We start from the raw sequence: 12,295 nt of genomic DNA on the forward strand, positions 1-12,295 counted from the left end.
TGAAAAAAAACGAATTTTTTTTATTAAAAAGTTTGCGCAAACTAAAAAAAGCTTTAAATTTGCACTCGCTTAACAGCATTGCTGGTCTATGGTGTAATGGTAACACAACTGTTTTTGGTGCAGTCTTTCTAGGTTCGAGTCCTAGTAGACCAACATAAAGCCTCTCAATCGAGAGGCTTTTTTTATGGAATAAATTTAAATGGTCTTTGCAGAATTTTTAAAAAAAGGGATCAATTTTAAAACTTTTTTTGATTTGGACTTTTTTGTAAAAAGGTTTTGTTGTATGGGATGAAATAAAAAATTTGTGTAAACTAAAAAAAGTTTTAAATTTGCACTCGCTTAACAGCACTGCTGGTCTATGGTGTAATGGTAACACAACTGTTTTTGGTGCAGTCTTTCAAGGTTCGAGTCCTTGTAGACCAACATAAAAGCCTCTCAATTGAGAGGCTTTTTTTATGGAATAAATTTGTTTATTGCGTTCTTTGCGATTAAATTTCTGATTTAGTACGAAAGGATGGTGCTATTTAGAAAGTAAAGAAGATGGTACTACGCCAAATTTCTTTTTAAAGGAAAATGAAAAATGCGACAAATCTTCAAAACCAACACCAATGTAAACTTCTGATGGTGGGTTTCCTTGACTAATGAGATAATATGATTCCTGAAGTCTTTTGTTTAATAACCATTTTCCGGGTGTTTCCTGAAAAACTTTTTGAAAATCTCTTTTAAAAGTTGCCAGACTTCTTCCGGTTAAATAAGCGAAACGATTAAGGTGTACGTTAAAGTGGAAGTTTTTATTCATAAACGCTTCAAGGTCCAATTTTCCGGGTTCGGTAAAATCAAATAAGATATCTTTTAATTCCGGATTTATTTTGAGTAAGAGGTGAGCGGCTTCTTTTATTTTTAAATTAAATAAAGCTTCATTGTTTTCCTGTTCAACTTCCAGGTAAGATATAAGTGATTCCATGAAAGATTTATAAAGTGGATTTGGTGCTAGTGTAATCATAGCTTCAGAATCTGTTCTTTTGTTGATTTTGAAGTTGTATTCTTTGCTTATTTCACGCAGAATTTCCTGATCGAGAAAAAGAGATATGGTTTTGAATTCTCCTCCTTCGGGTGGAATTTTGGTAAATTTTGCTAAATGATTTCTTTTGCTAAAGCGAAAATCTCCTGCTGTTGTATGGTACGTGTTTTTGCTGTCTGAAGCTGTCATTTCGCCTGAAATCTGATAGCTGAAAACGTGTTCTGGAATAAAATGCTCTCCTTCTCGACTCCTTGCGTAGTAGCAGGAGTATAGGATTTGAGGTTTTGTGTTTGTTTTTGTGCCCATATTGTAAAGTTACTAAAAGATCCGGAAGATCTTTTGTGTAAAGATTCCGGATCTGTAAGAATTGCTTTTTATTGAATTAATGCTCTTGGTTCAAGGTAAGCTTCGAGTCCTAATACTCCAAACTCTCTACCAATTCCGGATTGTTTAAATCCTCCAAACGGAGCCATTGGATCATGTCCGATTCCGTTTATTTGAACGCGTCCTGCGTTGATTTGTGAGGCAACTTTATAGGCTCTTTCTTTGTTTGATGAACTTACATAAGCTTGTAATCCGTAAGTAGTGTCATTGGCTATTTCGATTGCTTCTTCTTCTGTTTTGTAAGTGATAATGGATAAAACCGGACCAAATATTTCTTCTCTTGCAATGCGCATTTGATTGTTTACATTGATGAAAACGGTTGGTTTTACAAAGTTTCCTTTTTCTAATCCTTCAGGTTTTCCTAAGCCGCCAATAAGGATTTCGGCGCCTTCATTTATGCCTGTCTGTATGTAATCCTGAACCCTGTCATATTGTTTTGTACTGACCATTGGCCCGACTGCTGTCGTTGTTTTTTTGGGATCACCAACAATGGTTTTGAAAACTATTTCTTTAACAAGAAGTTTAGCTTCTTTGAGTTTGCTTTCAGGAACTAATAATCGTGTTCCAGCGATACAAGCTTGTCCATTATTCATGTAAGCAGCGATTATGGCAAGCGGAATTGCTTCTGAAAGATTTGCATCATCCAAAATGATATTTGGAGATTTTCCTCCAAGTTCAAGTGTAACACGTTTCATGGAATTAATAGCTTCTTTTGCGATGATTTTTCCAACATTGGTTGAGCCGGTAAAAGAGATTTTTGCGATATCCGGATTTCGGCTTATTTCGGATCCGACTACTTCTCCAAGTCCGTTTACGATATTAAAAACGCCGTTTGGTAATTTAGCTTCATGAAGGCATTCTGTGATTAATTGTGTTTGCTGTGCGCTCATTTCGCTTGGTTTTATTACCGTTGTGCATCCGGCAACAATTGCAGTTGATAATTTGCTGCAGATAAAACCATTGCTTGAATTCCATGGAATAATAATACCTACTACGCCAAGCGGTGTCATTTGAACTTCTGATTCTCCCATTTTTTTGGTGAAATCATAGGTATTTAATAGGTTGATTGCGGAGTCAAATCCTTTTAACATGTAGTCGTAGCTTATGGTTGCAAACTGAAATGTTCCTCCGTATTCTTCAATCATTACATCGATAAATTCAGTTTTTCTTTTTTCGATTGCAGTTTTTATGTTCTGTAAATACTGAGTTCTTTCTGCGGTTGTGGTTTTGGAAAAAGTTTTAAAAGCGTTTTTAGCAGCATTTATAGCGTTTTGAGTGTCTTCAGTATTTCCTAGACGAACTCTTCCAAGTTTTTCATTTGTTGTAGGGCTAATAAGGTCAAAATATTCTTGTCCTTGCGGAGTAACGAATTCTCCATTGATGTAGATTTTGTCTATTGTTTTCATGTTGTAGTGTGTTATGAATTTTATTTGACAAATTTCTATATAAATGAGGGCTTCGACTTTGTTGTAAAGCTCAAATATGCTTTGTTGTAAAGCTCATGTGATTTTTTAAAATTAAACAAGCAGATAAGGTTTTCTGTAAAAAAAAAGCCTCTCGATTGAGAGGTTTTTTGTGGAATTAAACTATGTTAATTGTTGTTTTGTGTTTTATTTAAATTTTAAAAGTGACAACAGGTTTTACAGTATGATTTACTAATCCTTCGCTAATACTTCCGTTGAAAAAGTGAGCAAAACCAGTTCTTCCGTGTGTGCACATTCCAATAATATCAGCATTTATACTGTTAGAGAAGTTGATGATTCCTTTTTCGATATTGGTGTCGTTATAAATTTGGGTAGTGTAGTTGGTGAGGTTAAATTCAGATATAAAATTGTCCATCGCTTTTTGAATAACGTGTGTTGGTTTGAAGCTATTTGGAGTGCAGATTGTAACTAAATGAATTTTTGACTCAAAGAATTTAGTGAAATTTAAAAGTTTTTCAAAAGGTTTTTTGGTTTCTTTAGAAAAATCAGAAGCAAAAACAATGTTTCCAACTTTGAAATCTGTGATGTCTTTTTTGATTACTAAAACGGGGATTTCAGAATTTCGAACTACTTTTTCGGTATTAGAGCCTATTAAAAGCTCTTCAATTCCAGAAGATCCGTGTGATCCCATTACGATCAGATCAATTTCATGATCTTTGCTTACTTCAGTAATTCCGTGAATTGGTTTGTCTATTTTTACAATTTCGGTCACTTGTATTCCGTCAAGATAAGGTTTTGATGAAATTTGATCCAGCATTTCGTTGGCTTTTTTCATAAAGAGCATGGTTTCCGGAATGCTTGCTCCGCCTAGAATTGCATCGTTCATTTGATGTGGTAATTCAAGCATGTGTAAAATGATAATTTCGGAATCGTTTTTTTTGGCGATTTTGGCGGCAACTTTCAAAGCATCTTCTGCGTGTTCGGAGAAGTCGGTAGGTACTAGAATTCGTTTCATGATATTTTAGGGGTTAAATAATGTGAAAATTCCGTTATTTTAATGCTTTCATAAAGATAAGAAATATTTTTAGAGCAATCTATTTATTTTGATTTATAAAAAAAACACTATATTTGCACCGTTATTTATTAAAATCTAAATAATGAGGGGACTAAGTGTCCCCTCTTTTTATAAAATTATGACATTTAAAGAAAAAGTAAACGGATTAATTACAGAAGCTCTTCTGGAAAAACCATCAATCTTTTTGATTGATCTGGCTATCTCGGACTCTTTTAAAATTAGTGTGGGCTTAGACGGGGATAATGGAGTGGCGCTGCAGGATTGTATTGATGTAAGTCGTGCAATCGAGAATAATCTGGATCGTGAAGAACAGGATTTTTCGCTTGAAGTAGCATCGGTTGGAGTAGGATCGCCATTGAAATTGACAAGACAATACATAAAAAATATTGGTAGAACGTTGATTGTTACTACAAATACTGAAAAAATTGAGGCAGAATTAGTGGAAGCTAACGATGTTTTTATAATTTTGTCTTGGAAAGCAAGAGAACCGAAAAAAGTAGGAAAAGGAAAAGAAACAGTTCAAAAAGAGCAACAAATACCTTATACAGAAATTAAAGAGGCAATTGTTACAGTAACATTTTAATTAAAGAATTCGCATGGAAAATTTAGCATTAATCGATTCATTCTCAGAGTTTAAAGATAATAAACTTATTGATCGTGTAACGCTTATGGCAATTTTAGAGGACGTGTTTAGAAATGCATTGAAGAAAAAATACGGTTCTGATGATAACTTTGACATCATCATAAATCCTGATAAAGGAGATATGGAGATCTGGAGAAGAAGAGTAATCGTTGCTGACGAAGATCTGGATTTTGAAAACGAAGAAATTACCTTGACTGAAGCAAGAATGATCGAAGCGGATTTTGAAATTGGTGAAGAAGTTTCTGAAGAAGTTAAATTAATTGATTTGGGACGAAGAGCTATTTTAGCTTTACGACAAAACTTAATATCTAAAATTCACGAACACGATAATACAAATCTTTACAAGCAATTTAAAGATATTATTGGTGATATTTATACTGCCGAAGTGCACCACGTTCGTCCTAGAGTTGTTATTTTAGTAGATGACGAAGGGAACGAAATTGTACTTCCGAAAGAAAAACAAATTCCGTCTGACTTTTTCCGTAAAGGAGATAACGTACGTGGAATCATTGAAAGCGTTGAATTGAAAGGAAACAAACCTCAAATTATTATGTCCAGAACTTCTGAGAAGTTTTTGGAGAAATTGTTTGAACAAGAAATTCCTGAAGTTTTCGACGGACTAATTACAGTTAAAAATGTAGTTCGTATACCTGGTGAAAAAGCAAAAGTAGCAGTGGATTCTTATGATGACAGAATTGATCCTGTTGGAGCATGTGTTGGTATGAAAGGATCTCGTATTCACGGAATTGTTCGTGAGTTAGGAAACGAAAATATTGACGTAATCAACTATACAAGTAATATTCAGTTGTTTATCACAAGAGCATTAAGCCCTGCAAAAGTTTCTTCAATCAAAATTGATGAAGAAAACAAAAGAGCGGAAGTATTCTTGAAATTAGAAGAAGTTTCTAAAGCAATTGGTAGAGGTGGTCATAATATAAAATTAGCGGGTCAGCTAACAGGTTATGAGCTGGATGTTATCAGAGAAGGTGATGTTGCTAGTGGTGAAGATGATGACGTTGAATTAACTGAGTTTTCAGATGAAATTGAAGGCTGGGTTATCGAAGAATTTGCAAAAATTGGTTTAGATACAGCTAGAAGTATCTTAAAGCAAGAAGTAGAAGATTTAGTAAGAAGAACAGATTTAGAAGAGGAAACAATTCTTGATGTTATGAAAATACTAAAAGAAGAGTTTGATAGCTAGTTATCTGCTCTAACAACACAACGAAAAAGGTAATAATAAAAAGGTTATATGTCTGAAGAGAGAGTAATAAGAATAAACAAGGTTTTAAGGGAATTAAATATTTCGTTAGAAAGAGCTGTTGATTATCTAAAAGATAAGGGAATTGCTATTGATGCAAACCCAAATGCGAAAATTTCTGATAGCGAATTTAATATCCTACAAAGCCAATTTGCGGGCGATAAGGGGAATAAGGAAGCTTCTAAAGAGGTAGGAGAAGAGAAAAGAAAAGAAAAAGAAGCATTACGTGTTGAACGTGAGAAAGAAATTGAGGATAAACGCAGACAAGACGAGGAACGCCAAAAACAACAAGAGGTTATTAAAGCGAGAGCTGTAGTAACCGGACCTGTTCAAGTTGGTAAAATTGATTTAAATCCGAAGAAACCTGCAGTTGTTTCTGCTCCTATTGTTGAGGAACCGGCTAAAGCTGAAGAACCAAAAGTAGTTGCTACTCCGACTCAACCAGAAAAGCCTGTTCAAAAAGAAATTGTTAAGCCTGAGCCAGTGGCTCCTGTGGCTCCAGTGGTTTCTGAAGAGAAAAAGGTAGAAAAACCTATTATTACAGAGAAAAAAGAAGTAAAAGCTGAAGCTCCTAAAGTAGCACCGGAACCTGTTGTTTCGACAGATCCTACAACTGCTGAGGAGACTATCACTACTCAATATCAAAAATTATCAGGAACTACTCTTACTGGGCAAACAATTGATTTATCTCAATTTAACAAGCCTAAGAAAAAGAAAGAAGATCCAAAGATAACTCCGAACAAACCGGGAGCTCCTGGGGCAAATAACAACGCGAACAAAAATAAGCGTAAGAGAATTGCTCCTAAGCCTGGGACTCCGGGTGCACCAAAACCTGCTACAGGTAATGCACCGGGAACACCAAACCCTAATAAAATTACACCAAATACCGGTGGTGGAGGTTTTAATGCTAACAGAAGTGCAAGACCAGGTTTTGTAAAAGGAAACCGTCCTGCAATTGTAGCAAAAGTTGAGCCTACTGAAGAGGAAGTAAAAAACCAAATTAGAGAGACTCTTGAAAAACTTCAAGGTAAAGGTGGTAAATCTAAAGCTGCTAAATACAGAAGAGATAAAAGAGATACGCACCGTCAGAAATCTGATGAAGAGCAAAGAGCTATTGACGAAGGAAGTAAAACTATTAAAGTTACTGAGTTTGTTACTGTAGGTGAAATTGCAATCATGATGGATGTGCCTATTACTAAAGTAATTGGAACTTGTATGTCACTTGGTATCATGGTTACCATGAACCAGCGTTTAGATGCTGAAACATTAACTATCGTAGCTGACGAATTTGGTTATGAAGTTGAGTTTATCACTGTTGATATCGAAGAAGCAATTGAGGTTGTTGAAGATAAAGAAGAAGACTTAGTAGTTAGAGCGCCAATTGTTACTGTAATGGGTCACGTCGATCACGGTAAAACATCTTTATTGGATTATATTCGTAAAGAGAATGTTATCGCTGGTGAGTCTGGAGGTATTACACAGCACATTGGAGCATACGGAGTAACTTTAGATAATGGTCAAAAAATCGCATTCTTAGATACACCGGGTCACGAGGCGTTTACCGCAATGCGTGCACGTGGAGCTCAGGTTACCGATATTGCTATTATTGTTGTTGCGGCGGATGATGATATCATGCCACAAACAAAAGAGGCGATCTCTCACGCACAAGCTGCGGGAGTGCCAATTATATTTGCAATCAATAAAATTGATAAACCAAATGCGAATGTTGAGAAAATCAAAGAGCGTTTGGCTGGTATGAATTTACTTGTTGAAGATTGGGGTGGAAAAATTCAATCACATGATATTTCTGCAAAAGTTGGAACAGGTGTAAAAGAGTTATTAGAAAAAGTTTTATTAGAGGCAGAGATTTTAGATTTAAAATCAAATCCAAATAAAGCAGCTCAGGGAACTGTAGTTGAGGCTTTCTTAGATAAAGGAAAAGGATATGTTTCTACAATTTTAGTTCAACACGGAACTTTAAAAGTTGGAGATTATATGTTGGCAGGAAAACATCATGGTAAAATTAAAGCTATGCATGATGAACGTGGACATATCGTTAAAGAAGCTGGACCTTCAACTCCTGTATCTGTTTTAGGTCTTGATGGTGCTGCAACTGCAGGTGACAAGTTTAACGTTTTTGAAGATGAAAAAGAGGCAAAACAAATTGCATCAAAACGTTCTCAATTAATGCGTGAACAATCTGTACGTACACAAAGACATATTACACTTGATGAAATTGGTCGTCGTATTGCTCTAGGTCAGTTTAAAGAATTGAACGTAATCCTTAAAGGAGACGTTGATGGATCTGTTGAAGCATTATCAGATTCGTTCTCTAAACTTTCTACAGAAGAAATTCAAATTAATATTATCCATAAAGGTGTTGGGGCAATTACTGAAACTGACGTTATGTTGGCTTCTGCTTCTGATGCGATCATTATCGGATTTAACGTTCGTCCTGCTGGAAATGCAAGACAACTTGCAGATAAAGAAGAAATCGATATCCGTTACTACTCTATTATCTACGCAGCGATCGATGACTTGAAAGATGCGATGGAAGGAATGTTAGCTCCTGAGATGAAAGAAGAAATTTTAGGAACTGCTGAAATCCGTGAGATTTTCAAAATTTCTAAAGTAGGTTCTATTGCAGGATGTATGGTTATGGATGGTAAAATCATGAGAAGTTCTAAAATTAGAGTTATTAGAGATGGAGTAGTAGTGCATACAGGAGAACTTGTTGCCTTGAAACGTTTCAAAGACGATGTTAAAGAAGTTTCTAAAGGTTATGACTGTGGTATTCAGATTAAAGGTTACAACGACATCGAAGAAAGAGATGTTATTGAAGCATACCATGAAGTTGCTATCAAGAAAAAATTGAAATAAAATTGAAATATTTTTCAAATATAAAATCCCGAGCAATCGGGATTTTTTTTGTTTTATGCTTTTTGAATATCATAAAAGTGAAGTGCTGCTTAAGCTATTTTTTTTCTTTTTCTTTTCAAAAGAATAATATCTGTTGATTTGTAATGGTCAATTTGTTTCAATTTATAACTTGAAACTAAAATGTAAGATATTAATTATGTTTTATAAAGGGGTTATTGGTTTCTTTGTACTGCTTTTGTTTGGTTTGGAAATTGGGTTTTACTAACGAAGGGATTTTTTTATGAGATCGACAATATTTAGTGTTATTAATAAACTTGTAAATAAAGGTTTTAAATCTAAAAGTGCTGTACGGACATTTACAAACGTAGAACAACTTAGAGAAATAATGCCTAATTTGTTACATGGGTATTTAAAGGAAGATGAAATGCCGGATAGTCTAAAATTGTTAGAAGCGCCTCCCGAACATGCATCTAAGGCTTTTGAGTTTGATCTGGAGTATGCTAAAAAAGCTGTAAAGTCTAAAGATAAGATCCGCTTTATACAAGCTGCAACTGATGCAGATTTATCGTTTCCGGCAGCAGTAAAGTCTTTTGAGTCTACTTTGGGTATTGAAATTAGTGATATAAAAACTCCTAAGCTTTATTTGTTGATGCGCAGAGTAATGACAGATGCTGGTTTGTCTACTTATGCAGCCAAGAATTATTATAATAGAGAACGGCCTTTTATGGTAACCAATACAAAAACATGTACTCCTGAACAGGAAGAAGTTTTACGCAAGGTTGGTTCTTTTCCGTCAGGACATGCTGCAGTTGGTTGGGCATGGGCATTGGTTTTTAGTGAAATTTTCCCCTATAATGAGCGAATGATTTTAAAACGCGGATATGATTTTGGCGAAAGCCGTATTATTTGTAATGCGCATTGGCATAGTGATGTCGAAATGGGCAGAATTATGGGAAGAGCTACTGTAGATAGACTTCGGGATAATTCAGTTTTTCAACAAGATCTGGCAATAGCCAAAGAAGAAGTGCTTGCGATTTTAAATGAAATTACAAACAAAGAAAAATAGTATGAATCTTGGTGTTGTTCTGAGTATCTAGCTTTAGATGTCTTCATTGATTTTATTCTCCAAAATATAATTTGAAGGAGTTTTGCCTAGATTTTTTTTAAACATAAAAATAAATGCACTTGTGGTTTCGTATCCTAAATCAAAGGCGATTTCTTTTATGGATTGTTTTTCTCCTAATCTTTTTATGGCCTCCAGTAATTTTAGTCTAATTCGCCAATCACTAAAATTCATTCCTAATTCTTTAATAAACAATCTTGATAATGTTCTGCTGCTCATGCAAGATATATCAGCATAATAGTCTATTGTGTGTTTACTGGATAAGTCATCTATCAAAAGAGTAATAACATTTTTTAATTGTATGTGATTACTAGTGGTTAAAAAAGTTGAACTCGGCTTGATTAATGTTAATTCATCCAGAAATACCTCCATAATTTTTCTTTGTTGAAGTGTGATGTTTTTACCATCTTCAAAAGAAACAATCTTAAATAATAGTTGTTTTAAAAATGCTGAAATGTCAAAAGAGAAACTATTTGATGGCAGATTGCTGGTAAAGGCAGGATCGATAAAGACACTATACAAATTTACATTCTCCTGAAATGTAACCTGATGTTCAAGGTCTTCAGGAATCCACAATCCTTGTAATGGATTAACTACCCAAATTTGATTTTTTACAATAACATTCATAACACCACTCGTGGCGTAGATAAGTTGTGCTCGTGGATGTGAATGTGATGAGCAAATTGCATTTGTAATTACTGTAGTATAGCCTACAACTGGTAAATCTGGATTTATTTGATATCCATAATCAACAATTAAGTCTGTCTGATATTCCTTATTCATTGTCCAAATGTAGTAATTCTGACAATGTAATTTAGTATCATCTTTGTGAAAAATAAATACTTAAGATTTCTTTATGCTTAAGATGTTAAAAATAATTTATGACAACTAATAAAACACACCCTGAAATTGTCCAGAAGACAATTTATTCTATTCTTTTTATAATTAGCTTTTCTCATTTTATAAATGATTTACTGCAAGCTGTAATACCTTCTGTTTATCCTTTATTTAAAGAAAAATTCAATTTAAGTTTTGCTCAAATTGGAATGATAACTTTTACGTATCAATTGACGGCGTCTATTTTACAGCCTTTTGTTGGTATGTATACGGATAAGAAATCTAAACCTTATTCGTTAATTATCGGAATGAGTTTTACTTTATTGGGATTATTTTTTGTTTCCATTGCTTCTAGTTTTACTTATCTATTAGTTGCTGTAAGCTTGATTGGAATTGGTTCGTCTATTTTTCATCCGGAATCATCCCGAGTGGCATATTTGGCCTCTGGAGGGAAAAAGGGATTGGCACAGTCAATTTTTCAGTTAGGTGGTAATGCAGGAAGTGCGGTTGGACCTTTATTAGCGGCCTTAATTGTTGTCCCAAATGGACAGAGCTATATAGTTTGGTTTTGTCTTATTGCTTTGATTGGTATTTTTACCTTATATAAAATAGCACTTTGGTATAGTGAGCATTTAGAAGAAAAAAAGCAAAAAAATGAGGTTTTAAAAGAAGTTGTTATTCATAAATTGTCAAAAAGAAGGGTGATATCTTCATTGGTTATATTGTTGATCTTGATTTTTTCCAAATATTTTTATCTGGCAAGTATTACGAGTTACTATACTTTTTTTCTGATCGATAAATTCAATGTTTCTATTCAGCAATCTCAGATTTATTTATTTGCTTTTTTAGGGGCAGTAGCTGCAGGAACATTAATAGGTGGACCATTGGGAGATAGGTTTGGAAGAAAATACGTGATATGGATTTCTATTTTGGGTGTGGCTCCTTTCACTCTTTTATTACCTTATGTTTCACTCTTTTGGGTTGGTATTTTATCGGTGATAATTGGAGTGATAATTTCTTCTGCATTTTCTGCTATTTTAGTATATGCTACAGAATTATTACCTGGGAAAGTTGGTTTAGTGGCAGGGTTGTTTTTTGGATTTGCTTTTGGAATGGGAGGATTGGGATCTGCAATTCTAGGTAAGCTTGCTGATTTGACTAGTATAGCCTATGTTTTTAAAATCTGCGCCTTTTTGCCTTTGATAGGTGTGTTGACTGGTTTTTTGCCTAATATTGAAAGTAGAAAGTAGCGATCCTGTTTTTTGAATTTTAATCAGTTCTATTTTGTAATTGGTTATTATATGTCTCGTCCTAAAAAAACGACACTGATTATTAGATAAAAATAATTAATTAAACAGTTGCAAGAACGTTCTTGCAACTGTTTTTGTTTTTATAGGTTCTTATTTGGATTTGATTTTGACAATGCATTTGATTTGGTGTTAGCATATGATTAGAATAATGTGGTCTTTGTTCATTGTAAATATTGATCGATTCTTTTATAATTTGTTTTGTAATTTTTATTTTTTGATGATATTTATCGATCATAAATTCTTGTTTTAAAATTCCATTAATTCTTTCTGCTACGGCATTTTCATACGGGTCTGAGTTTTGGGTCATACTGCATAAGACTTTATTTTTGATTAGTTCTCT

10 protein-coding genes and 2 tRNA genes are annotated in these 12,295 nt (G+C 34.2%); 7 read left to right on the plus strand and 5 right to left on the minus strand.

Translation table 11 applies throughout. The features are described 5' to 3' along the window. The first annotated feature begins 82 nt into the window (after positions 1-82). A tRNA-Gln gene (locus CHB81_RS17415) sits at positions 83-153 on the plus strand. A gap of 199 nt (positions 154-352) precedes the next feature. Continuing rightward, a tRNA-Gln gene (locus tag CHB81_RS17420) sits at positions 353-423 on the plus strand. A 97-nt stretch (positions 424-520) separates the two neighbouring features. Here CHB81_RS17420 and CHB81_RS17425 read toward each other — a convergent pair. From CHB81_RS17425 to CHB81_RS17435, 3 genes are all read right to left on the minus strand, one after another. Next, positions 521-1,327: an AraC family transcriptional regulator gene (locus CHB81_RS17425; RefSeq protein ID WP_089353118.1), complete on the minus strand. Its 807-nt coding sequence runs from the start codon at positions 1,325-1,327 to the stop codon at positions 521-523. A gap of 68 nt (positions 1,328-1,395) precedes the next feature. Beyond that, a complete protein-coding gene (locus CHB81_RS17430; protein WP_089353119.1) occupies positions 1,396-2,811 on the minus strand; it encodes an aldehyde dehydrogenase family protein in 1,416 nt (471 codons plus the stop codon). Between the two features lie 208 nt (positions 2,812-3,019). Next, positions 3,020-3,844 carry a universal stress protein gene (locus tag CHB81_RS17435; RefSeq protein ID WP_089353120.1) on the minus strand — a complete coding sequence of 275 codons (825 nt, stop codon included), beginning with the start codon at positions 3,842-3,844 and terminating at the stop codon, positions 3,020-3,022. A 178-nt stretch (positions 3,845-4,022) separates the two neighbouring features. Between CHB81_RS17435 and rimP the strand changes: the two genes are divergently transcribed. The 4 genes from rimP (at position 4,023) to CHB81_RS17455 (ending at position 9,751) form a co-directional block, all read left to right on the plus strand. After that, positions 4,023-4,487, plus strand: coding sequence for a ribosome assembly cofactor RimP (gene rimP, locus CHB81_RS17440; protein WP_165902277.1), 465 nt, complete (start codon positions 4,023-4,025; stop codon positions 4,485-4,487). A 13-nt stretch (positions 4,488-4,500) separates the two neighbouring features. Next, complete coding sequence (gene nusA, locus CHB81_RS17445) at positions 4,501-5,748, plus strand: transcription termination factor NusA (RefSeq protein WP_041516381.1); 1,248 nt, start codon at positions 4,501-4,503, stop codon at positions 5,746-5,748. Positions 5,749-5,796: 48 nt separating this feature from the next. Further along, positions 5,797-8,685 carry a translation initiation factor IF-2 gene (gene infB, locus CHB81_RS17450; protein ID WP_089353122.1) on the plus strand — a complete coding sequence of 963 codons (2,889 nt, stop codon included), beginning with the start codon at positions 5,797-5,799 and terminating at the stop codon, positions 8,683-8,685. A gap of 280 nt (positions 8,686-8,965) precedes the next feature. After that, the gene (locus CHB81_RS17455; protein ID WP_089353123.1) at positions 8,966-9,751 is read left to right on the plus strand and encodes a phosphatase PAP2 family protein; all 786 of its coding nucleotides are present in this window, start codon (positions 8,966-8,968) and stop codon (positions 9,749-9,751) included. A gap of 33 nt (positions 9,752-9,784) precedes the next feature. Here the strand turns inward: CHB81_RS17455 and CHB81_RS17460 are convergent, their stop codons facing one another. Next, complete coding sequence (locus tag CHB81_RS17460) at positions 9,785-10,591, minus strand: helix-turn-helix domain-containing protein (protein ID WP_089353124.1); 807 nt, start codon at positions 10,589-10,591, stop codon at positions 9,785-9,787. Positions 10,592-10,689: 98 nt separating this feature from the next. On the opposite strand from CHB81_RS17460, the gene CHB81_RS17465 reads away from it, so the two are divergent. Then, positions 10,690-11,895, plus strand: a complete 1,206-nt coding sequence (locus CHB81_RS17465) for an MFS transporter (RefSeq protein ID WP_089353125.1) — start codon at positions 10,690-10,692, stop codon at positions 11,893-11,895. A gap of 100 nt (positions 11,896-11,995) precedes the next feature. On the opposite strand, the gene CHB81_RS17470 is transcribed toward CHB81_RS17465, so the two are convergent. Beyond that, the coding region (locus tag CHB81_RS17470; RefSeq protein WP_141130416.1) for an integrase core domain-containing protein at positions 11,996-12,295 on the minus strand (300 nt) is incomplete at its 5' end.

Origin of the sequence: Flavobacterium sp. ov086, from assembly GCF_900187965.1 — a bacterium.
Taxonomy (GTDB): domain Bacteria; phylum Bacteroidota; class Bacteroidia; order Flavobacteriales; family Flavobacteriaceae; genus Flavobacterium.

Excerpts from the sequence above, each read along its gene's own strand:
- rimP (WP_165902277.1), top strand. The coding sequence starts at position 4,023 with ATGACATTTAAAGAAAAAGTAAACGGATTAATTACAGAAGCTCTTCTG.
- CHB81_RS17455 (WP_089353123.1), top strand. The coding sequence starts at position 8,966 with ATGAGATCGACAATATTTAGTGTTATTAATAAACTTGTAAATAAAGGT.
- CHB81_RS17435 (WP_089353120.1), bottom strand. The coding sequence starts at position 3,844 with ATGAAACGAATTCTAGTACCTACCGACTTCTCCGAACACGCAGAAGAT.
- CHB81_RS17460 (WP_089353124.1), bottom strand. The coding sequence starts at position 10,591 with ATGAATAAGGAATATCAGACAGACTTAATTGTTGATTATGGATATCAA.
- nusA (WP_041516381.1), top strand. The coding sequence starts at position 4,501 with ATGGAAAATTTAGCATTAATCGATTCATTCTCAGAGTTTAAAGATAAT.
- CHB81_RS17465 (WP_089353125.1), top strand. The coding sequence starts at position 10,690 with ATGACAACTAATAAAACACACCCTGAAATTGTCCAGAAGACAATTTAT.
- CHB81_RS17425 (WP_089353118.1), bottom strand. The coding sequence starts at position 1,327 with ATGGGCACAAAAACAAACACAAAACCTCAAATCCTATACTCCTGCTAC.
- CHB81_RS17430 (WP_089353119.1), bottom strand. The coding sequence starts at position 2,811 with ATGAAAACAATAGACAAAATCTACATCAATGGAGAATTCGTTACTCCG.
- infB (WP_089353122.1), top strand. The coding sequence starts at position 5,797 with ATGTCTGAAGAGAGAGTAATAAGAATAAACAAGGTTTTAAGGGAATTA.